Genomic DNA, 20,913 nt, shown 5'->3' with positions numbered 1-20,913 from the left:
GGCTACCAGCCGCGCTCGCGCCACTCCGCGAGGTGCGGGCGCTCGGCGCCGAGGGTGGTGTCGTCGCCGTGGCCGGGGTAGACCCAGGCCTCGTCCGGCAGTACGTCGAAGATCTTCTCGGTGACGTCCCGGAACAGGCTCGCGAAGGCGTCCTTGTCGCCCCAGGTGTTGCCGATGCCGCCGGGGAAGAGGCAGTCGCCGGTGAACACGTGCTGGTGGCCCACCGGGTCGTCGTAGACCAGCACGATCGCGCCGGGGGTGTGGCCGACCAGGTGCCGGACGGTCAGCTCGCAGCGGCCCACCGCGAGGGTGTCGCCGTCCGCGAGCGGCAGCGCGGTGGGGACGTCGATGCCCTCGGCGTCGTGCTCGCCCGCCGCGGTGCGCGCGCCGGTGGCGGCGACCACCTCGGCCAGCGCACCCCAGTGGTCGTGGTGGCGGTGGGTGGTGACCACGGTGGCCAGCCGCTCGCCGACCGTCTCCAGCAGCACCGGCGCCTCGGCCGCCGCGTCGATCAGCAACTGCTCGTCGGTGTCGCGGCAGCGCAGCAGGTAGGCGTTGTTGTCGTGGGGGCCGACCGCCACCTTGGTGATGATCAGGTGCGCCAGCTCGCGCACGTCCGGCGGCCCGCCGACCTTGACCGCTCCGTGGTACGTCATCCGTCCGCTCCTTGTCGGGCTACAGGGTCAGGGCCATCCTCGCGCCTGCGAGGGGGCTCAGCCCAGCGGGGGGAGGACCGGCAGGTCGGTGCCGGGGGTACGGCGCAGGCCGGCGCCGTCGGCCCGGCCGGAGAGCCAGGCGAGCAGGGCGCGGACGGGGCCCTCGACGGTCAGGGCGGGGGTGCCGGCGCCGATCACGGAGCGCTCGGCGGTGTCCTCGGCCGGCAGCTCGACGGCCAGCAGCTCGACGGCGGGCAGCCCGGCGCCCGCCGGCCCGGCCAGCTTCTCGGCGAGCCGGCGGTACTCGGCGGTGGCGAACTCCTCCGGCCACTGCTCGGGGGTGTAGCCGGCGTCCAGGTCGACGTGGTGGTACTCGACCTCCGCCAGCCGCTTCCAGGGGATCTCCGCGGCCGGGAAGACGGCGCCGCTGCGGTGCTTGACCTCCGCGGCCCAGGCCCCGTCCGGCAGCAGGGCGGCCGCCGCTGCGAAGCGGGCGCCGGAGGTGCGCAGGTCGGCGAGCTGCTCGGCCACCGGGCGGGGCGCGCCCTCCTCGATGTCCCGGTCCCGGGCCTCCTCGCTCGAGTACTGCGGGATGTCGGTGCCGGTGCGGGCGCCGTCCAACAGGTTGACCAGCGAGTCGGCGTTGCGGGCGAGGTGGGCGAGCACATGGCCGCGGGTCCAGCCGGGCAGCGCGGAGGGCCCGGCGACGGCCTCCGCCCCGATCCCGGCGACGGTCTGCAGCAGCCGGCGGGTGCTCTCCTCGACCCCGGCCAGGCGCCGGGCCGCGACGGAGGAGAGGGCGGGGCCGGCGGGGTCGGTCTGCGGGTCGGTCATCGATTCGGCCTTCGGTGGGAGACGGCGCGTTGCCCCGACGGGGCTTCGCTCGTTGACCAGGTGACGCTACCGCCGTTGCCCGCCGCCGAGCAGGGGTTTTTCGGTCCGAGCGTCAAGACTCCGCGCATCGTCCTCACTCGTTCGGGTGGACCCGGCTGGACGAGCTCGATAATCGAACGCGTGAGCTAGTAGGCTGGCTGCCGCATCCTGGAAGAAGTACACCCCTCGAAACCCAGCCCTCTCGCCCCGGAGAAAGGCGCCAGAAGCAGTGGCCGACCGCCTCATTGTGCGCGGTGCTCGCGAGCACAACCTCAAGAACGTCTCGCTCGACCTGCCCCGCGACTCCCTCATCGTCTTCACGGGCCTCTCCGGCTCCGGCAAGTCCTCGCTGGCCTTCGACACCATCTTCGCGGAGGGCCAGCGCCGCTACGTCGAGTCGCTGTCCTCCTACGCCCGGCAGTTCCTGGGCCAGATGGACAAGCCGGACGTCGACTTCATCGAGGGCCTCTCCCCGGCCGTCTCGATCGACCAGAAGTCCACCAACCGCAACCCCCGCTCGACCGTCGGCACCATCACCGAGGTCTACGACTACCTGCGGCTGCTGTTCGCCCGCATCGGCAAGCCGCACTGCCCGCACTGCGGCCGCCCGATCGCCAAGCAGTCCCCGCAGGCCATCGTCGACAAGGTGCTGGAGCTTGCCGAGGGCACCCGCTTCCAGGTCCTCAGCCCGGTGGTGCGCGAGCGCAAGGGCGAGTTCGCCGACCTCTTCGCCGACCTCCAGTCCAAGGGCTACGCCCGGGCCCGGGTGGACGGCGAGACGGTCCAGCTCGCCGAGCCGCCCAAGCTCAAGAAGCAGGAGAAGCACACCGTCGAGGTGGTGATCGACCGCCTCACCGTCAAGGACAGCGCCAAGCGCCGGCTGACCGACTCGGTGGAGACGGCCCTGCGGCTGAGCGGCGGCATGGTCGTGCTCGACTTCGTCGACCTCCCGGAGGACGACCCCGAGCGCGAGCGGATGTACTCCGAGCACCTCTACTGCCCGTACGACGACGTGTCGTTCGAGGAGCTGGAGCCGCGCTCGTTCTCCTTCAACTCGCCGTTCGGCGCCTGCCCGGACTGCTCCGGCCTCGGCAACCGGATGGAGGTGGACCCGGAGCTGGTGGTGCCCGACGACGAGCGCTCGCTGGACGAGGGCGCCATCCACCCCTGGTCCGGCGGCCACACCAAGGAGTACTTCCAGCGGCTGATCGACGCCCTCTCCGGCGAGCTGGGCTTCCGCACCGACATCCCCTGGGCCGGGCTCCCGGCCCGCGCCAAGAAGGCGCTGCTGTACGGCCACAAGCACCAGGTCGAGGTCCGCTACCGCAACCGCTACGGGCGCGACCGCTCCTACACCACTGGCTTCGAGGGCGCGGTGCCCTTCATCCAGCGCCGCCACCAGGAGGCCGAGAGCGACTCCAGCCGCGAGCGCTTCGAGGGCTACATGCGCGAGGTGCCCTGCCCGACCTGCCAGGGCAGCCGGCTCAAGCCGGTGGTGCTGGCGGTCACCGTCGAGGGCCGCTCGATCGCGGACGTCTCCTCGATGTCGATCAGCGACTGCTCCGACTTCCTCGGCGCGATGAAGCTGAACGCCCGGGACAAGCAGATCGCCGAGCGGGTCCTCAAGGAGGTCAACGAGCGGCTGCGCTTCCTGGTCGACGTCGGCCTGGACTACCTCTCGCTGGACCGCGCGGCCGGCACCCTCTCCGGCGGCGAGGCCCAGCGGATCCGGCTCGCCACCCAGATCGGCTCCGGCCTGGTCGGCGTGCTCTACGTGCTGGACGAGCCGTCCATCGGCCTGCACCAGCGCGACAACCACCGGCTGATCGAGACCCTGGTCCGGCTGCGCGACATCGGGAACACCCTGATCGTCGTCGAGCACGACGAGGACACCATCAAGATGGCCGACTGGGTGGTCGACATCGGCCCCGGCGCCGGCGAGCACGGCGGCAGGGTGGTGCACTCCGGCTCGCTGAAGCAGCTGCTCGCCAACAAGGAGTCCCTCACCGGCCAGTACCTGTCCGGCAAGCGGAGCATCCCGATCCCGGCCGCCCGCCGCGCCCGGGACAAGAAGCGCCAGCTCACCGTGCACGGCGCCCGCGAGCACAACCTCAAGGACGTCACGGTCGGCTTCCCGCTCGGCACCTTCACCGCGATCACCGGTGTCTCCGGCTCGGGCAAGTCCACCCTGGTCAACGACATCCTCTACACCCACCTCGCCCGGGAGCTGAACGGCGCCCGCACGGTGCCCGGCCGGCACACCCGGATCACCGGCACCGACCAGGTGGACAAGGTGGTGCACGTCGACCAGTCGCCGATCGGCCGCACCCCGCGCTCCAACCCGGCCACCTACACCGGCGTCTTCGACCACGTCCGGCGGCTGTTCGCGGAGACCCAGGAGGCCAAGGTCCGCGGCTACCTGCCCGGCCGCTTCTCGTTCAACGTCAAGGGCGGCCGCTGCGAGAACTGCTCCGGCGACGGCACCATCAAGATCGAGATGAACTTCCTGCCGGACGTCTACGTGCCGTGCGAGGTCTGCCACGGCGCCCGCTACAACCGGGAGACGCTGGAGGTCCACTACAAGGGCCGGTCCATCGCCGAGGTGCTGGACATGCCGATCGAGGAGGCGCTCGGCTTCTTCGAGGCCGTCCCGGCGATCGCCCGGCACCTGCGCACGCTCAACGACGTCGGCCTCGGCTACGTCCGGCTCGGCCAGTCCGCGCCGACGCTCTCCGGCGGCGAGGCCCAGCGGGTGAAGCTCGCCTCCGAGCTGCAGAAGCGCTCCACCGGCCGCACGGTCTACGTGCTGGACGAGCCCACCACCGGACTCCACTTCGAGGACATCAGCAAGCTGATCAAGGTGCTCTCGGGTCTGGTGGACAAGGGCAACACGGTCATCGTCATCGAGCACAACCTCGACGTCATCAAGACCGCGGACTGGATCGTCGACATGGGCCCCGAGGGTGGCTCCGGCGGCGGCACCGTGGTCGCCGAGGGCACCCCCGAGGAGATCGCGGCCGTCTCCGAGAGCCACACCGGCAAGTTCCTCCGGGACATCCTGCCGGGCGGCTTCGAGGAGGCCCCGGCCGCGCCCGCCAAGGCCAAGGCCCCCCGCAAGCGCGCCACGGCGGCGCGCAAGTAGCGGACGGGCAACAACACCGAGTCCCCGCCCGCCCCCCGCCCGCCCCCGGCACCCCGGGGGCGGGCGGAGGCGCGCCGCATAGAATTCCGGGCGGCCCGCAGCCGCGAAGCCGCCGCCGAACGCCGCCGCCGAACCAGGAGCACCCTCATGTCCGAGGCCCCCGAGAGCCCCGCCCCCTCCCGCCGCACCCTGCTCTGCGGGGCCGCGGCCGTCCTCGCCGCCGGCGGCACCGTCGCCGTCACCGGCTGCTCCTCGACCTCCGCCGGCTCCGACTCCGCGGCCAAGACCCCGGTCGACCTCGGCCCGGCCTCCGGTGTCCCGGTCGGCGGCGGCACCGTCTTCCGCGAGAAGAAGATCGTCGTCACCCAGCCCGCCGAGGGCCAGTACAAGGCGTTCAGCGCCAAGTGCACCCACGCCGGCTGCATCGTCGACCAGGTCAAGAACCAGAAGATCCAATGCCCCTGCCACGGCAGCCTGTTCGGCATCGCCGACGGCGCCGTGCTGGACGGCCCGGCCCCGACCCCGCTGCCCGCGTACGACGTGGTGGTCGAGGGCGGCAACCTCAAGGTGACCCCGCGCTGAAGCAGTTGATCTCCCGCACGCGCCCCCGGCCCGAGTCGGTACGGTGGACCCATGGCTGACCCGTCCACCTACCGTCCGGCGCCGGGTGCGATCCCGACCTCGCCCGGTGTCTACAAGTTCCGCGACGCCCACGGGCGGGTCATCTACGTGGGCAAGGCCAAGAGCCTCCGGCCCCGGCTGTCCTCCTACTTCCAGGACCTCGCCGGACTGCACCCGCGCACCGCGACCATGGTCACCACCGCCGCCTCGGTGGAGTGGACCGTCGTCGCCACCGAGGTCGAGGCGCTCCAGCTGGAGTACTCCTGGATCAAGGAGTTCGACCCCCGGTTCAACGTCAAGTACCGGGACGACAAGAGCTATCCGGAACTCGCGGTCACCCTCAACGAGGAGTTCCCGCGGGTCCAGGTGATGCGCGGCGCGCACCGCAAGGGCGTGCGCTACTTCGGCCCCTACGGCCACGCCTGGGCGATCCGCGAGACCGTCGACCTGCTGCTGCGCGTCTTCCCCGTCCGCACCTGCTCCAACGGTGTCTTCAAGCGCGCCGCCCAGGTCGGCCGCCCCTGCCTGCTCGGCTACATCGGCAAGTGCGCCGCGCCCTGCGTGGGCCGGATCACGCCGGAGGACCACCGCGCGCTGGCCGAGGACTTCTGCGACTTCATGGCCGGGCGCACCGGCAACTACCTGCGCCGGCTGGAGGCCGAGATGCAGGAGGCCGCCGCAGACCTGGAGTACGAGAAGGCCGCCCGGCTGCGCGACGACATCGGCGCCCTCAAGCGGGCCATGGAGAAGAACGCCATCGTCCTCGCCGACGCCACCGACGCCGACCTGCTGGCCGTCGCCGAGGACGAACTCGAGGCCGCCGTCCAGATCTTCCACGTCCGCGGCGGCCGGGTCCGGGGCCAGCGCGGCTGGGTCACCGACAAGGTCGAGGACGTCGACACCGCCGGACTGGTCGAGCACGCCCTCCAGCAGCTCTACGGCGGCGCCAGTGCCGACGACCGCGGCGAGGGCGTCCCGCGCGAGGTGCTCGTCCCCGCGCTGCCCGACCCGGCCGAGCCGGTGCGGGAGTGGCTGGGCGGGCTGCGCGGGGCCCAGGTGGACCTGCGCATCCCGCAGCGCGGCGACAAGAAGGACCTCATGGCCACCGTGCAGCGCAACGCCCAGCAGGCGCTGGCGCTGCACAAGACCAAGCGCGCCTCCGACCTCACCACCCGCAGCCGCGCCCTTCAGGAGATCACCGACGCGCTGGAGCTGGACAGCGTCCCGCTGCGGATCGAGTGCTTCGACATCTCCCACCTCCAGGGCGAGGACGTGGTCGCCTCGATGGTGGTCTTCGAGGACGGCCTGGCCCGCAAGAGCGAGTACCGCCGGTTCGAGATCAAGGGCTTCGAGGGCCAGGACGACGTCCGCTCGATGCACGAGGTGATCAGCCGCAGGTTCCGCCGCTACCTCCAGGAGCGCGAGCGCACCGGCGAGTGGGCCGTCCCCGAGGAGGGCCCGGAGGACGCCGCGGACGCCGCCGCGGACGGCACCGGCACCCGCGCCGAGGACGGCCGCCCCCGGCGCTTCGCCTACCCGCCGCAGCTGCTGGTCGTCGACGGCGGGCAGCCCCAGGTCGCCGCCGCCCAGCGGGCCCTGGACGAACTCGGCATCGACGACGTCGCGCTGTGCGGCCTGGCCAAGCGCCTGGAGGAGGTCTGGCTGCCCGGCGAGGACGACCCGGTCGTGCTCCCGCGCAGCAGCGAGGGCCTCTACCTGCTCCAGCGGGTCCGCGACGAGGCCCACCGCTTCGCCATCGGCTACCAGCGCGGCAAGCGTTCCAAGCGACTCACCGCCGGAGAACTGGACTCCGTCCCCGGCCTCGGCGAGACTCGCCGTCAGGCGCTGCTCAAGCACTTCGGCTCGCTCAAGAAGCTCCGGGCGGCCACCGTGGACGAACTCTGCGCGGTCCCCGGCATCGGCCGGCGGACGGCGGAGACCGTTGCGGCGGCGTTGTCGTCCCGTACACCTGCCGCACCAGCCGTGAACACCGCCACGGGCGAGATCATCGAGGACGGCGCCGACGAGCCGGCGCCCGCGGCGCCCGAGACCGCACCCATCCAGGAGACGCCATGACGGCCGACGCCGCCCGTCAGCCGGCGTGCCCCGCGCCCACTCGTCCGAGTGGCGCCGGGAAGCATGCCCGCGCGACGCGCGTTCTCCACAGCAGAACCACCGAGAGCGGGGAACCGAAGTGACCGTGTCCGATTACGGGGGCACCGCCCGGCCGGAGGCCGGCGGCGAGAACACCCCGGAGCTGGTGATCATCTCCGGCATGTCCGGGGCGGGCCGATCCACCGCCGCCAAGTGCCTGGAGGACCTGGGCTGGTTCGTGGTGGACAACCTGCCGCCGGCCCTCATCCCGACCATGGTCGACCTCGGGGCCCGTTCCCAGGGCAACGTCGCCCGGATCGGCGCCGTGGTGGACGTCCGCGGCCGGCAGTTCTTCGACGACCTGCTGACCTCGCTGGACGAGCTGGAGAAGCGCGGCGTGCGGCTGCGCGTCGTCTTCCTCGACTCCTCCGACGACGCCCTGGTCCGCCGCTTCGAGAGCGTGCGCCGCCCGCACCCGCTCCAGGGCGACGGCCGGATCGTCGACGGCATCGCCCAGGAGCGCGAGCTGCTGCGCGAGCTCCGCGGCGAGGCGGATCTGGTGATCGACACCTCCAACCTCAACGTCCACCAGCTGCGGGCCAAGCTCGACGCCCAGTTCGCCGACCACGACGAGCCCGAGCTGCGCGCCACCGTGATGTCCTTCGGCTTCAAGTACGGCCTGCCGGTCGACGCCGACCTCGTGGTGGACTGCCGCTTCCTGCCGAACCCGCACTGGGTGCCCGAGCTGCGGGCCAGGACCGGCACCGACGCGGACGTCGCCGGCTACGTGTTCCAGCAGCCCGGGGCCAACGAGTTCCTCAACGGCTACGCCGAGCTGCTGCGCATTGTCACCGAGGGCTATCGCCGCGAGGGGAAGCGTTACATGACCCTTGCCGTAGGCTGCACCGGTGGCAAGCACCGCAGCGTCGCGATGTCCGAGCGGCTGACGAAGCGTCTGATCGCGGACGGCGTGGAAACGGTGCTCGTCCACCGTGACATGGGACGGGAGTAGCCGCCCGCACCCCCAGCCGGGCCGCCGGCGGAGGTCGGCGGCCCGGCAAGAGGAACGCGAGGTAGGTGTGACGGGATACGTGCCCGGGCGGCAGCTGCAGAACAAGACCGCCGACCGGAGCGGGAGCACGGCCAGGTCCATCGTGACCGGCCGGTCCCGCACCGGGGCGGCCCGCACCGGTACGGCCCGTCCCCACCAGGCGCCCAGGAGCAGTCAGGCCCCGAGGATCACCGCGCTCGGCGGCGGCCAGGGCCTGTCGGCCTCGCTCTCCGCGCTGCGCCGGCTCACCACCGACCTCACCGCGGTGGTGACCGTCGCCGACGACGGCGGCTCCAGCGGCCGGCTCCGCGAGGAGCTCGGGGTGCTGCCCCCCGGCGATCTCCGCAAGGCGCTCGCCGCGCTCTGCGGCGACGACGACTGGGGCCGCACCTGGTCCGAGGTGATCCAGCAGCGCTTCACCGGCACCGGCGAGCTGGGCGGCCACGCGGTCGGCAATCTGCTGATCGTCGCGCTCTGGGAGAAGCTCGGGGACCCGGTGGCGGCCCTGGACTGGGTCGGCCGGCTGCTCAACGTCCAGGGCCGGGTGCTGCCGATGTCGGCGGTGCCGCTGGACATCGAGGCGATAGTCCGGGGGCACGACCCGGCCTTCCCCACCGAGCTGGGCGCCGTCCGCGGCCAGGCCAGCGTGGCGGTCACTCCCGGCACCGTGCAGTCCGTCCGGCTCGTTCCGGACGAGCCGCCCGCCGTGCCGGAGGCGGTCACCGCGGTCCGGGAGGCGGACTGGGTCGTGCTGGGCCCCGGCTCCTGGTTCACCAGCGTGCTGCCGCACCTCCTGGTGCCCGAGCTGGTGAAGGCCCTGGTGGAGACCCGCGCCCGCCGCCTGCTCACACTGAACCTCGCCCCGCAGCCCGGCGAGACCGAGGGCTTCACCCCGCAGCGTCATCTGGACGTCATCGCCGACCACGCCCCCGCGCTCGCGGTGGATGCGATCCTGGTGGACGAGCGCGCCGTCACCGGCGGCGCCTTCGGCCAGGCGGACCTGGCCGGCCTGGAGAAGGCCGCCGAGCGGATGGGCGCCGCACTGGTGCTCGGACGGGTCGCCCGTACCGACGGCACGCCGCGACACGACCCGGAGCTCTTGGCCGCCGCGTACGACCGGATTTTCCGGACACATGGAAGGATCGGGCCATGGCGATGACTCCAGCGGTGAAGGACGAAATCAGCCGGCTCCCGGTCACCCGGGCCTGCTGCCGCAAGGCGGAGGTGTCGGCGATCCTGCGTTTCGCGGGCGGGCTGCACATCGTGAGCGGCCGCATCGTGATCGAGGCGGAGCTCGACACCGGAGCCGCCGCCCGGCGCCTGCGCAAGGACCTGCTGGAGATCTTCGGACACTCCTCGGACCTGGTCGTGATGGCCCCCGGCGGCCTGCGGCGCGGCAGCCGCTACGTGGTCCGGGTGGTCAAGGACGGCGAGCTGCTCGCGCGCCAGACCGGGCTGGTGGACGGCCGCGGTCGTCCGATCCGGGGTCTGCCCCCGGCCGTGGTCTCCGGCGCCACCTGCGACGCCGAGGCGGCCTGGCGCGGCGCCTTCCTGGCCCACGGCTCGCTCACCGAGCCCGGCCGCTCGTCCTCGCTGGAGATCACCTGCCCCGGTTCGGAGGCCGCCCTCGCCCTGGTCGGCGCCGCCCGCCGGCTCGGCATCCCCGCCAAGGCCCGCGAGGTCCGCGGCGTGGACCGGGTGGTGATCCGCGACGGCGACGCCATCGGCGCGCTGCTCACCCGGCTCGGCGCGCACGAGTCGGTGCTGGCCTGGGAGGAGCGCCGGATGCGGCGCGAGGTGCGGGCCACCGCGAACCGGCTGGCCAACTTCGACGACGCCAACCTGCGCCGCTCGGCCCGGGCCGCGGTCGCGGCCGGCGCCCGGGTGGCCCGCGCGCTGGAGATCCTCGGCGAGGAGGTGCCCGAGCACCTGGCCGCCGCCGGCCAGCTGCGGATGCAGCACAAGCAGGCCTCGCTGGAGGAGCTGGGCGCGCTCGCCGACCCGCCGCTGACCAAGGACGCGGTGGCCGGCCGGATCCGCCGACTGCTGGCGATGGCCGACAAGCGCGCCTCCGAGCTGGGCCTGCCGAGCACCGAGGCCAACCTCACCGACGAGATGGCGCTCAACTGACTCTTGACGATCGCGTTCGGTGATGATCTCTCCGCCGGTGCCCGCAGTTCGGGCACCGGCGGTGTTGTGTCCGGGGACCGGGACGGAGGGCCCCTGCCGGAGGTCTCGCGGGGTCGGGACCAACTGCCCCGGAGGGCAAGGACGGAAGACCTGAAGGCGCCTGAATCACGCGCCACGCCAGGGGTTGCCAAGCGGGCTGATGTGCTCTAGCCGCTTCTGGAGGGGTAGGGTCATAGGCGGTCGGGGACATCCCAAATTCCACCCCGTCGGCATAGCGTCCGGCGTACCTAACGAGGAGATCGGTTCGTGACGATCCGGGTAGGCATCAACGGATTCGGCCGCATCGGCCGCAACTTCTTCCGTGCGGTTAAGTCCCAGGGCGCGGACATCGAGATCGTCGGCGTCAATGACCTGACCGACACCAAGACCCTGGCGCACCTGCTCAAGTACGACTCGATCCTGGGCACCTTCCCGGGCGAGGTGTCCCACACCGCGGACAGCATCACCGTCGACGGCAAGACCTTCAAGGTCATCGCGGAGCGCGACCCGGCCAACCTCCCCTGGGGCGAGCTGGCCGTCGACATCGTCATCGAGTCGACCGGCATCTTCACCAAGGCCGAGGCGGCGAAGAAGCACGTCGCGGCCGGCGCGAAGAAGGTCATCATCTCGGCGCCCGCCACTGACGAGGACATCACCATCGTCATGGGCGTCAACGACGAGAAGTACGACGCCGCCAACCACACCGTCATCTCCAACGCCTCCTGCACCACCAACTGTGTGGCGCCGCTGGCCAAGGTGCTGAACGAGAACTTCGGCATCGTCAAGGGTCTGATGACCACGGTGCACGCGTACACCAACGACCAGGTCACCCTGGACTTCCCGCACAAGGACCTGCGTCGCGCCCGCGCCGCGGCCCTCAACATCATCCCGACCTCGACGGGTGCCGCCAAGGCGACCGCGCTGGTCCTGCCCGAGCTCAAGGGCAAGCTGGACGGCACCTCGCTGCGCGTCCCGGTCCCGACCGGCTCGATCACCGACCTGGTCGTCACCCTGGAGCGCGACGTCACCGTCGCCGAGGTCAACGAGGCCTTCAAGAAGGCCTCGGAGACCACCCTCAAGGGCATCCTGCAGTACACCGAGGACCCGATCGTCTCCTCCGACATCGTGAACTCGCCGTTCTCCACGATCTTCGACTCGCTGATGACCATGGCCCAGGGCAACCAGGTCAAGATCTTCGGCTGGTACGACAACGAGTGGGGCTACTCGAACCGCCTCGTCAACCTGACCACCCTCGTGGGTGACCGGCTCTGACGCTGCGGGAGCTGACGTGAAGTAGGGGGGAGGGCCCGGAAGGCACGTGCGAAGCCGACCGGGCCCTCCGTCTGCGCACCCTCAACTCCCCTTTGACGGCCCGCTGTTGTGCCGTCGCCTGCTCCACCATCTCGCCAGGAGACCGAAGACCGTGAAGACCATCGAAGATCTGGACGTGGCAGGGCGGCGCGTGTTCGTGCGCGCGGACCTGAACGTCCCGCTGTCCGGCGGCACGATCACCGACGACGGCCGGATCCGCGCCGTCGCCCCGACCATCGCCAAGCTCGTCGAGCGCGGTGCGAAGGTCGTCGTCGCCTCCCACCTCGGCCGCCCCAAGGGCGAGCCGGACCCGCAGTTCTCCCTCGCGCCGGTGGCCGTCCGCCTCGGCGAGATCCTCGGCACGCCGGTCGCGTTCGCGACCGACACCGTGGGCGAGAGTGCGAAGGCCACCGTCGCCGCCCTGGCCGACGGCGCGGTCACGCTGCTCGAGAACCTGCGCTTCAACGCCGGTGAGACCAGCAAGGACGACGCCGAGCGCGGCGCCTTCGCCGATCAGCTGGCCGGCCTCGCCGACCTCTACGTCGGCGACGGCTTCGGTGCGGTGCACCGCAAGCACGCCTCGGTGTTCGACCTGCCGGCCCGACTGCCGCACGCGGTCGGCGACCTGATCGCCACCGAGGTGGGTGTGCTCAAGCGCCTCACCGAGGAGGTCGAGCGCCCGTACGTGGTGGTGCTCGGCGGCTCCAAGGTCTCCGACAAGGTCGGCGTGATCGACAACCTGCTCGGCAAGGCCGACCGCATCCTGATCGGCGGCGGCATGGCGTACACCTTCCTCAAGGCCAAGGGCTACGAGGTCGGCAGCTCGCTGCTGCAGGAGGACCAGATCCCGACGGTGCTGGACTACCTCAAGCGCGGTGAGGAGAACGGCGTCGAGTTCGTGCTGCCGGTGGACGTCGCGATCTCCGGGTCGTTCCCGGACATCAAGACGCAGGCAGAGGTCGAGGACTTCGCGGTGGTCGGCGCCGACGGCATCCCGGCGGGCACGCTGGGTCTGGACATCGGCCCCAGCTCCTGCGCGCTGTTCGCGGAGAAGCTGGCCGACGCGAAGACGGTGTTCTGGAACGGCCCGATGGGCGTGTTCGAGCACCCGGCCTTCGCCGACGGCACCCGGGCCGTCACCCAGGCCCTGATCGACAGCGACGGGTTCACCGTGGTCGGCGGCGGCGACTCCGCCGCGGCCGTCCGCACCCTGGGCTTCGACGAGACGAAGTTCGGGCACATCTCGACCGGCGGTGGCGCGAGCCTCGAGTACCTGGAGGGCAAGACCCTCCCCGGTCTCGCCGCACTGGAAGGCTGAATCACGCATGACTGAGCGTCTCCCGCTGATGGCGGGCAACTGGAAGATGAACCTCAACCACCTCGAGGCCATCCAGCACACCCAGAAGCTGGCCTTCGCGCTGGCCGACAAGGACTACGCGGCGGTCGAGGTGGCCGTCCTGGTGCCGTTCACCGACCTGCGTTCGGTGCAGACCCTGGTCGACGGCGACAAGTTGAAGATCAAGTTCGGCTCGCAGGACATCTCGCAGTACGACGGCGGTGCCTACACCGGCGAGATCTCCGGCCCGATGCTGTCCAAGCTGAAGTGCACCTACGCGGTGATCGGCCACTCCGAGCGCCGCGAGTACCACAACGAGACCGACGAGCTGGTCAACGCCAAGGTCAAGGCGGCCTACCGGAACGGGATCACCCCGATCCTGTGCATCGGCGAGCCGCTGGAGATCCGCAAGGCCGGCACCCACGTCGAGTACACCCTGGCCCAGCTCGACGGCGGTCTGAAGGACGTCCCGGCCGACCAGGCCGAGTCCGTCGTCGTCGCCTACGAGCCGGTCTGGGCGATCGGCACCGGCGAGGTGGCGACCCCCGAGGACGCCCAGGAGGTCTGCGCCGCCATCCGCGCGCGGATCGCCGAGCTGTACTCGGCCGAGCTCGCGGACAAGGTCCGGGTGCTGTACGGCGGTTCGGTCAAGTCGTCGAGCGCGGCCGGCCTGATGGCCAAGCCGGACATCGACGGCGGCCTGGTCGGCGGTGCCTCGCTGGACGCCGAGGAGTTCGTCAAGATCGTGCGGTACCGTGAGCAGGCAGTAGGCTAACGCCGCCGCAGCAACGTAGGCTTTGGGGCCGGACCACCTGGCGTGGTCCGGCCCCTTCGCCGAAGATACGAGAGAGTTGGTCCCGCCGTGGTTCTCGGGTTCTCGATTGCCCTGATCGTCTTCAGCCTGCTGATGATCCTCCTGGTGCTGCTGCACAAGGGAAAGGGCGGCGGCCTGTCGGACATGTTCGGCGGCGGCGCGATGTCCACCGGCGGTGGCTCCGCGGTCGCCGAGCGCAACCTGGACCGCATCACGATCGTGGTCGGTCTGGGCTGGTTCGCCTCGCTGTTCGTACTCAGCATGGTCCTGAAGTACAAGAGCTGACATACCTCTGACGCCCCGTCGCCCCGCGGCCTATCCTGGAAGGGTCCGGGGCGGAGCCGGTGGTGGCGCATCCTTAACTCCTGCTTACACTAGGACGACTTTCGCCACCGACGCGCATCGCGGCGCGTCGGCGCACCAGCACGCAGGGAGTCAGACCGTGGCAAGTGGCAACGCCATCCGTGGCAGCAGGGTCGGAGCCGGCCCGATGGGTGAGGCGGAGCGCGGCGAATCCGCCCCCCGCAACCGGATCTCCTTCTGGTGTGCCAACAAGCACGAGACCCGGCCGAGCTTCGCGGCCGAGGCGGTCATCCCGGACACCTGGGACTGCCCGCGCTGCGGCTTCCCGGCCGGGCAGGACGAGCACAACCCGCCCGCCCCGTCCCGCAACGAGCCGTACAAGACCCACCTCGCGTACGTCCGCGAGCGGCGCACCGACGCCGACGGCGAGGCGATCCTCGCCGAGGCGCTGGCCAAGCTCCGCGGCGAGATCTGAGCAGGCGAACACCGAAGGGCGCCACCCGTGACGGGTGGCGCCCTTCGGTGTTCCCGAGTGTTCCCGGGTGTTCCCGAGCCTCAGGCCGAGGCCGGGGGGTACAGCTGGGGCGGCAGCCGGTCCGCGGCGGCGCGGTCCAGCAGCCACAGGGTGCGGCCGGTGCCGTGCGCGCCGGAGGCGGGTGCCTGGAGCTCGCCGGGGCCGGACAGGGCCAGTGCGACCGCGTCCGCCTTGTCCTCGCCGGCCGCCAGCAGCCAGACCTCGCGGGCGGCCCGGATCGCCGGCAGGGTGAGCGAGATCCGGGTCGGCGGAGGCTTCGGCGCGCCGCGCACGCCGATCACCGTCAGCTCGGTCTCCCGCACCCCGGGGTGCTCCGGGAACAGCGAGGCGACATGGGTGTCCGGACCGACGCCGAGTAGCAGCACGTCGAAGGCGGGGACCCGGAGCCGGTCGGCGGGGCCGGCCGCCTTCGCGAGCTCCTCCGCGTAACGGGCGGCCGCGGCGTCCACGTCCGAGCCGTCGACGCCGTCCGAGGCGGGCATCTCGTGCACCCGCGCCGGGTCGAGCGGGACGGCGTCCAGCAGTTCGGCGCGGGCCTGGACGGCGTTGCGCTCCGGGTCGCCGGAGGGCAGGAACCGCTCGTCGCCCCACCAGAGGTCCAGCCGCGCCCAGTCGATCGCGTCGCGCGCCGGGGAGGCGGCGATCGCGGCCAGCAGGGCGTTGCCGTTGCGTCCGCCGGTGAGCACCACCGAGGCGGCGCCGCGGGCGGCCTGGGCGTCCACGATCCGGGTGATCAGCCGGGCCGCGGCCGCCTGGGCCATCAGCTCCTTGTCCCGGTGGACGACCAGCTGCGGGGTGGCCGCGGTCATGCGCCCGCCTTCTTGGCGGCGCGCTTGGCGGCGCCCTTGCGGGCCCCCTCGGCCGGGGCGGTGGCGGCGGCCGTCTCCTCGGCCACGGCCTCCTCGGCCGCTGCGGTGGCGGTCGCGGCCGCGGCCGCCACCTCGGTGGTGTCCGGCTCCTTGAGCCGCTCCACCGGGGTGCGCACGGCCGTCGCGTAGATGTCGTCCGGGTCGAGCCGGCGCAGTTCCTCGGCGATCAGCTCCGAGGTCTCGCGCCGCTTGAGCGCCACCTGGCGGTCCGGCGAGCCGGGCATCGAGAGCGTGCCCAGCAGGCCGTCCGGGCGGTCCAGGGTGATGTCCCCGTCCGTGGTGCGCAGGTGCACCGCGGTGATGCCCGGGCCGTTGGTGACGACCCGCTCGACCGGCACGTGCAGCCGGTTGTGCAGCCACAGGCCGAGCAGTTCCACGCTGGGGTTGTACGACTCGCCCTCGACCACCGCGGAGGTGATCGTGGACGGCCGCTGGTCCAGCGCGGCGGCCAGCATCGAGCGCCAGCCGGTGATCCGGGTCCAGGCCAGGTCGGTGTCGCCCGGGGTGTAGCTCTGGGCCCGCTGGGCGAGCTGGCCGACCGGGGACTCGGCGGTGACCGCGTCGGTGATCCGGCGCTGGGCGAGCGCGCCGAGCGGGTCCTGCGCCGGGTGCAGCGGCGCATTCTCGGGCCACCAGACCACGACCGGGGCGTCCGGCAGCAGCAGCGGCAGGACGACCGACTGGGCGTGCGCGGCGAGTTCGCCGTGCATGCGCAGGACGACCGTTTCGCCGGAGCCGGCGTCGGAGCCGACCAGGATCTCGGCGTCCAGGCGGGTCTCGGCGCGGGCCCGGGGCGAGCGCCCGGCGCGCTTGATGACCGCCAGGGTGCGCGAGGGGTGCTCGCGGGAGGCGTCGTTGGCGGCCCTGAGGGCGTCGTACGCGCTGCCCTCGTCGGTCACGATCACCAGGGTGAGCACCATGCCGGCGGCCGTCGAGCCGCTGGCCCGGCGTGCCTCCATGAGCGCTGCGTTGATCTTGCTGGACGTGGTGTCCGTGAGGTCGGTCTTCATGGCCGGCGCCAGCTCCTGCCGTCTCGTGCGAGCATCTCGTCCGCCTCGGCCGGGCCCCAGGTGCCGGCCGCGTACTCGGCGGGCTTGCCGTGGGCGTCCCAGTACTTCTCGATCGGGTCGAGGATCTGCCAGGAGAGCTCGACCTCCTGGTGACGCGGGAAGAGGTTGGCGTCGCCGAGCAGCACATCGAGGATGAGCCGCTCGTACGCCTCCGGGGAGGACTCGGTGAAGGACTCGCCGTAGGCGAAGTCCATCGTGACGTCCCGGACCTCGAAGGAGGTGCCCGGCACCTTGGAGCCGAACCGCACCGTGACGCCCTCGTCCGGCTGCACCCGGATGACCAGGGCGTTCTGCCCCAGCTCCTCGGTCGCGTAGGAGTCGAACGGCAGGTACGGGGCGCGCTGGAAGACCACCGCGATCTCGGTGACCCGGCGGCCCAGCCGCTTGCCGGTGCGCAGGTAGAACGGCACCCCGGCCCAGCGGCGGTTGTTGATCTCCAGCTTGATGGCCGCGTAGGTGTCGGTCTTGGAGTCCGGGTTGATGCCGTCCTCGTCGAGGTAGCCGCCGACCTCCTCGCCGCCCTGCCAGCCGGCCGTGTACTGGGCGCGCACGGTGTGCTCGCCCAGGTCGGCCGGGAGCTTGACGGCGCTGAGCACCTTGAGCTTCTCGGCCACCAGCGCCTTCGGGTGGAAGGACGCCGGCTCCTCGATGGCGGTGAGCGCCATCAGCTGGAGCAGGTGGTTCTGGATGACGTCACGGGCGGAGCCGATGCCGTCGTAGTAGCCGGCCCGGCCGCCGATGCCGATGTCCTCGGCCATCGTGATCTGCACGTGGTCGACGTACGACCGGTTCCAGATCGGCTCGAACATCTGGTTGGCGAACCGGAGCGCCAGGATGTTCTGGACGGTCTCCTTGCCCAGGTAGTGGTCGATCCGGAAGACCTCGTCCCGGGGGAAGACCTCGTGGACGATCCGGTTCAGCTCCTGGGCGGACTCCAGGTCGTGGCCGAAGGGCTTCTCGATGACGGCGCGGCGCCAGGAGCCCTTGGGGGGATCGGCCAGCCCGTGCTTCTTGAGCTGTTGGACGACGGTCGGGAAGTACTTCGGCGGCACGGACAGGTAGAAGGCGAAGTTGCCGCCGGTGCCCTGCGCCTGGTCCAGCTCCTCGATGGTCTCGCGGAGCTTGTCGAAGGCGTCGTCGTCGTCGAAGGTTCCGTGGACGAAGCGCATGCCCTTGGCGAGCTGCTGCCAGACCTCCTCGCGGAAGGGGGTGCGGGCGTGCTCCTTGACCGCGTCGTGGACCTCCTGGGCGAAGTCCTCGTCCTTCCACTCGCGGCGGGCGAAGCCGACGAGGGAGAAGCCCGGCGGCAGCAGACCGCGGTTGGCCAGGTCGTAGATGGCCGGCATGAGCTTCTTGCGGGAGAGGTCGCCGGTGACCCCGAAGATGACCAGGCCGGACGGCCCCGCGATGCGCGGGAGCCGCCGGTCCGAGGGGTCGCGAAGCGGGTTGACGGGTGCCGACGGGAGGTCGTCCGCGTCCTGCACCGGGGTCAACTCGGGGAAATCAGTGCTCACTTGATGGGCTCCGCTTTCGTGCGCCGTTCGCAGGGGGTCACTTCTCGTCGGCGAAGGAGGCGAGCGAGGCGGTGACGGTGTCGAGCAGCTCGTTCCAGGACTGCTCGAACTTCTCGACGCCCTCGTCCTCCAGCACCTGGACGACGTCGTCGTAGTCGACGCCCGCGGCGGCGATGGCGTCCATCACGGCCTTGGCGTCGGCGTAGTTGGGGACGATGGTGCCGCCGGTGACCACGCCGTGGTCGTCGGTGGCGTCCAGGGTGGCCTCGGGCATCGTGTTGACGGTGCCGGGGGCGACCAGCTCGGTGACGTAGAGGGTGTCCGGCAGCGCCGGGTCCTTGACGCCGGTGGAGGCCCAGAGCGGACGCTGCGGCTTGGCGCCGGCGGCCTCCAGGGCGACCCAGCGGGCGTGGCCGGCGCGCTTGCCGTCGACGCTGCCGAAGATCTCCTCGTACGCCTGGTAGGCGAGGCGGGCGTTGGCCAGCGCGGCCTTGGAGCGGAGGTCCTTGGCGTCGCCGCCGATCTTCTCCAGGCGCTTGTCGATCTCGGTGTCCACGCGGGACACGAAGAAGGAGGCGACCGACTCGATCTGGGAGAGGTCCAGGCCCTTGGCCTTGGCGGACTCCAGGCCGGTCAGGTAGGCGTCCATGACGGCCTTGTAGCGCTCCAGCGAGAAGATCAGCGTGACGTTGACGCTGATGCCCTTGCCGATGACCTCGGCGATCGCGGGCAGACCGGCCCTGGTGGCGGGGATCTTGATGAAGACGTTCGGGCGGTCGACCAGCCACCACAGCTGCTTGGCCTCGGCCACCGTGGCGGCGGTCTCGTGGGCCAGCCGCGGGTCGACCTCGATCGACACCCGGCCGTCGCGGCCGTTGGAGGCGTCGTAGACCGGGCGCAGCACGTCGGCGGCGTCACGGACGTCCGAGGTGGTGATCATGCGGACGGCCTCGTCCGTGGTGACCTTGCGGACGGCGAGGTCCTTCAGCTGGCCGTCGTAGGAGCTGTCGCCGCCGCCGATGGCCTTCTGGAAGATGGTCGGGTTGGTGGTCACGCCCACCACGTGCTTGTGCTGCACCAGCTCGGCGAGGTTGCCGCTGTTCAGCCGCTTGCGGCTGAGGTCGTCCAGCCAGATCGCCACGCCTTCGTCGCTGAGGCGCTTCAGTGCGTCGGTCATGGTGCTTCAGTCCTTACGTCTTTTGCTGCTGTGGGGTGTGTGGGGCGGGCCGGGGCGCCGGTGTGCGGTCGGCGCCCCGGCCCGGGTGCCGCTAGCGGTTGACGGCCTCGAGCGAGCGGAGGGCGTTGTGGGCCTCGGCGACGACGCGCTCGGCGGTGATGCCGAACTCCTCGAACAGCACCTGGTAGTCGGCGGAGGCGCCGAAGTGCTCCAGCGAGACGATCCGGCCGTGGTCGCCGACCAGCTCGCGCCAGCCCTGGGCGATGCCGGCCTCGACCGAGACCCGGGCCTTGACCGACGGCGGCAGCACGCTGTCGCGGTAGGCCTGGTCCTGCTCCTGGAACCACTCGAAGGACGGGACCGAGACGACGCGGGTGGCGACGCCCTCGGCCTCCAGGACCTCGCGGGCCTTGACGGCCAGCTGGACCTCGGAGCCGGTGCCGAGCAGGATCACCTGCGGGGTGCCGCTGGACGCCTCGGCCAGGATGTAGCCGCCCTTCGCGGTGCCCTCGGCGGAGCCGTACACCGTGCGGTCGAAGGTCGGGACGTTCTGGCGGGTGAGGGCCAGGCCGACCGGGCCGGGGTGGGTGGTCTGGCGCTCGAGGACCGTGCGCCAGGCGACGGCGGTCTCGTTGGCGTCGGCCGGGCGGACCATGGCCAGGCCCGGGATGGCGCGCAGCGAGGCCAGGTGCTCGACCGGCTGGTGGGTCGGGCCGTCCTCGCCGAGGCCGATGGAGTCGTGCGTCCACACGTAGGTGACCGGCAGCTTCATCAGGGCGGCCAGGCGGACGGCGGGGCGCATGTAGTCGGCGAAGACCAGGAAGGTGCCGCCGAAGACGCGGGTCTTCCCGTGCAGCGCGATGCCGTTCATGGCGGAGCCCATGGCGTGCTCGCGGATGCCGAAGTGGATGGTCCGGCCGTAGGGGCTGGCCGACTTCAGCGGGTTGCCCTCGGGGAGGAAGGAGCTGTCCTCGTCGATGGTGGTGAGGTTGGACTCGGCGAGGTCGGCCGAGCCGCCCCACAGCTCCGGGATCACCGCGCCGAGGGCCTTCAGGGTCTCGCCGCTGGCCTTGCGGGTGGCGACGGCCTTGCCGGCCTCGAAGACCGGGACGGCCTTCTTCCAGCCCTCGGGCAGCTCGCCGGCCGTGATGCGGTCGAACTCGGCGGCGCGGTGCGGGTTGGCGGCGCGCCAGGCGTCGAAGGACTTCTCCCACTCGCCGCGGACGGCCTTGCCGCGCTTGACGACCAGTCGGGCGTGCTCGATGACCTGGTCGCTGACCTCGAAGGTCTTCTCCGGGTCGAAGCCCAGGACCTTCTTGGTGGCGGCGATCTCGGCGCCGCCGAGCGCGGAGCCGTGGGCCTTGGCGGTGTTCTGGGC

General features: G+C 71.7%; 18 protein-coding genes. 11 read left to right on the top strand and 7 right to left on the bottom strand.

What is annotated here, in order from left to right; translation table 11 throughout:
- Window positions 1-2 precede the first annotated feature (2 nt).
- Both VR45_RS14530 and VR45_RS14525 read right to left on the bottom strand, forming a co-directional pair.
- Window positions 3-656, bottom strand: coding sequence for an MBL fold metallo-hydrolase (locus tag VR45_RS14530; protein WP_045940156.1), 654 nt, complete (start codon window positions 654-656; stop codon window positions 3-5).
- A 57-nt stretch (window positions 657-713) separates the two neighbouring features.
- Window positions 714-1,490, bottom strand: coding sequence for a maleylpyruvate isomerase family mycothiol-dependent enzyme (locus VR45_RS14525; protein ID WP_078896514.1), 777 nt, complete (start codon window positions 1,488-1,490; stop codon window positions 714-716).
- 268 nt (window positions 1,491-1,758) lie between these two features.
- Between VR45_RS14525 and uvrA the strand changes: the two genes are divergently transcribed.
- The 11 genes from uvrA (at window position 1,759) to VR45_RS14470 (ending at window position 14,845) form a co-directional block, all read left to right on the top strand.
- On the top strand, window positions 1,759-4,671 hold the full coding sequence (gene uvrA, locus VR45_RS14520) for an excinuclease ABC subunit UvrA (RefSeq protein ID WP_045940155.1): 2,913 nt from the start codon (window positions 1,759-1,761) through the stop codon (window positions 4,669-4,671).
- Between the two features lie 147 nt (window positions 4,672-4,818).
- A complete protein-coding gene (locus VR45_RS14515; protein ID WP_045940154.1) occupies window positions 4,819-5,253 on the top strand; it encodes a Rieske (2Fe-2S) protein in 435 nt (144 codons plus the stop codon).
- 51 nt (window positions 5,254-5,304) lie between these two features.
- Entirely contained in the window at window positions 5,305-7,368 is a 2,064-nt protein-coding gene (uvrC, locus tag VR45_RS14510) for an excinuclease ABC subunit UvrC (RefSeq protein WP_045940153.1), read from the top strand.
- Between the two features lie 199 nt (window positions 7,369-7,567).
- Complete coding sequence (gene rapZ, locus VR45_RS14505; RefSeq protein ID WP_234325974.1) at window positions 7,568-8,398, top strand: RNase adapter RapZ; 831 nt, start codon at window positions 7,568-7,570, stop codon at window positions 8,396-8,398.
- A gap of 226 nt (window positions 8,399-8,624) precedes the next feature.
- Window positions 8,625-9,596, top strand: a complete 972-nt coding sequence (yvcK, locus tag VR45_RS14500; protein WP_045940163.1) for a uridine diphosphate-N-acetylglucosamine-binding protein YvcK — start codon at window positions 8,625-8,627, stop codon at window positions 9,594-9,596.
- Entirely contained in the window at window positions 9,587-10,567 is a 981-nt protein-coding gene (gene whiA / locus VR45_RS14495) for a DNA-binding protein WhiA (protein WP_045940151.1), read from the top strand. The genes yvcK and whiA overlap by 10 nt, the downstream gene beginning before the upstream one ends.
- A 306-nt stretch (window positions 10,568-10,873) precedes the next feature.
- Window positions 10,874-11,878 (top strand): type I glyceraldehyde-3-phosphate dehydrogenase, encoded by a 1,005-nt coding sequence (gene gap / locus VR45_RS14490; protein ID WP_045940150.1) that lies wholly within the window; start codon window positions 10,874-10,876, stop codon window positions 11,876-11,878.
- A 151-nt stretch (window positions 11,879-12,029) separates the two neighbouring features.
- Window positions 12,030-13,235, top strand: coding sequence for a phosphoglycerate kinase (locus tag VR45_RS14485; RefSeq protein WP_045940149.1), 1,206 nt, complete (start codon window positions 12,030-12,032; stop codon window positions 13,233-13,235).
- A 7-nt stretch (window positions 13,236-13,242) separates the two neighbouring features.
- Complete coding sequence (gene tpiA / locus VR45_RS14480; protein ID WP_045940148.1) at window positions 13,243-14,028, top strand: triose-phosphate isomerase; 786 nt, start codon at window positions 13,243-13,245, stop codon at window positions 14,026-14,028.
- Window positions 14,029-14,115: 87 nt separating this feature from the next.
- Window positions 14,116-14,352, top strand: a complete 237-nt coding sequence (gene secG, locus VR45_RS14475; protein ID WP_030394965.1) for a preprotein translocase subunit SecG — start codon at window positions 14,116-14,118, stop codon at window positions 14,350-14,352.
- Between the two features lie 157 nt (window positions 14,353-14,509).
- Complete coding sequence (locus VR45_RS14470; protein WP_035841977.1) at window positions 14,510-14,845, top strand: RNA polymerase-binding protein RbpA; 336 nt, start codon at window positions 14,510-14,512, stop codon at window positions 14,843-14,845.
- Between the two features lie 80 nt (window positions 14,846-14,925).
- On the opposite strand, the gene pgl is transcribed toward VR45_RS14470, so the two are convergent.
- From pgl to VR45_RS14445, 5 genes are all read right to left on the bottom strand, one after another.
- Entirely contained in the window at window positions 14,926-15,714 is a 789-nt protein-coding gene (gene pgl / locus VR45_RS14465; RefSeq protein WP_030394964.1) for a 6-phosphogluconolactonase, read from the bottom strand.
- Window positions 15,711-16,784, bottom strand: a complete 1,074-nt coding sequence (gene opcA / locus VR45_RS14460) for a glucose-6-phosphate dehydrogenase assembly protein OpcA (protein ID WP_045940147.1) — start codon at window positions 16,782-16,784, stop codon at window positions 15,711-15,713. The genes pgl and opcA overlap by 4 nt, the downstream gene beginning before the upstream one ends.
- On the bottom strand, window positions 16,781-18,328 hold the full coding sequence (zwf, locus tag VR45_RS14455; protein ID WP_045940162.1) for a glucose-6-phosphate dehydrogenase: 1,548 nt from the start codon (window positions 18,326-18,328) through the stop codon (window positions 16,781-16,783). Before zwf ends, opcA begins: the two co-directional genes overlap by 4 nt.
- 67 nt (window positions 18,329-18,395) lie before the next feature.
- Window positions 18,396-19,535 (bottom strand): transaldolase, encoded by a 1,140-nt coding sequence (tal, locus tag VR45_RS14450; protein WP_045940146.1) that lies wholly within the window; start codon window positions 19,533-19,535, stop codon window positions 18,396-18,398.
- A 91-nt stretch (window positions 19,536-19,626) separates the two neighbouring features.
- Window positions 19,627-20,913 (bottom strand): transketolase C-terminal domain-containing protein (locus VR45_RS14445; protein ID WP_045940145.1); only part of this gene is annotated, 1,287 nt, incomplete at its 5' end.

The organism is Streptomyces sp. NRRL S-495, from assembly GCF_000966955.1.
Lineage (GTDB): Bacteria > Actinomycetota > Actinomycetes > Streptomycetales > Streptomycetaceae > Kitasatospora > Kitasatospora purpeofusca.
The sequence above is the reverse complement of the archived record's forward strand: the minus strand, read 5'-3'. Positions and strand labels throughout refer to the sequence as shown.

Excerpts from the sequence above, each read along its gene's own strand:
- VR45_RS14530 (WP_045940156.1), bottom strand. The coding sequence starts at position 656 with ATGACGTACCACGGAGCGGTCAAGGTCGGCGGGCCGCCGGACGTGCGC.
- VR45_RS14525 (WP_078896514.1), bottom strand. The coding sequence starts at position 1,490 with ATGACCGACCCGCAGACCGACCCCGCCGGCCCCGCCCTCTCCTCCGTC.
- VR45_RS14515 (WP_045940154.1), top strand. The coding sequence starts at position 4,819 with ATGTCCGAGGCCCCCGAGAGCCCCGCCCCCTCCCGCCGCACCCTGCTC.
- opcA (WP_045940147.1), bottom strand. The coding sequence starts at position 16,784 with ATGAAGACCGACCTCACGGACACCACGTCCAGCAAGATCAACGCAGCG.
- whiA (WP_045940151.1), top strand. The coding sequence starts at position 9,587 with ATGGCGATGACTCCAGCGGTGAAGGACGAAATCAGCCGGCTCCCGGTC.
- rapZ (WP_234325974.1), top strand. The coding sequence starts at position 7,568 with ATGTCCGGGGCGGGCCGATCCACCGCCGCCAAGTGCCTGGAGGACCTG.
- uvrC (WP_045940153.1), top strand. The coding sequence starts at position 5,305 with ATGGCTGACCCGTCCACCTACCGTCCGGCGCCGGGTGCGATCCCGACC.
- pgl (WP_030394964.1), bottom strand. The coding sequence starts at position 15,714 with ATGACCGCGGCCACCCCGCAGCTGGTCGTCCACCGGGACAAGGAGCTG.
- tal (WP_045940146.1), bottom strand. The coding sequence starts at position 19,535 with ATGACCGACGCACTGAAGCGCCTCAGCGACGAAGGCGTGGCGATCTGG.
- tpiA (WP_045940148.1), top strand. The coding sequence starts at position 13,243 with ATGACTGAGCGTCTCCCGCTGATGGCGGGCAACTGGAAGATGAACCTC.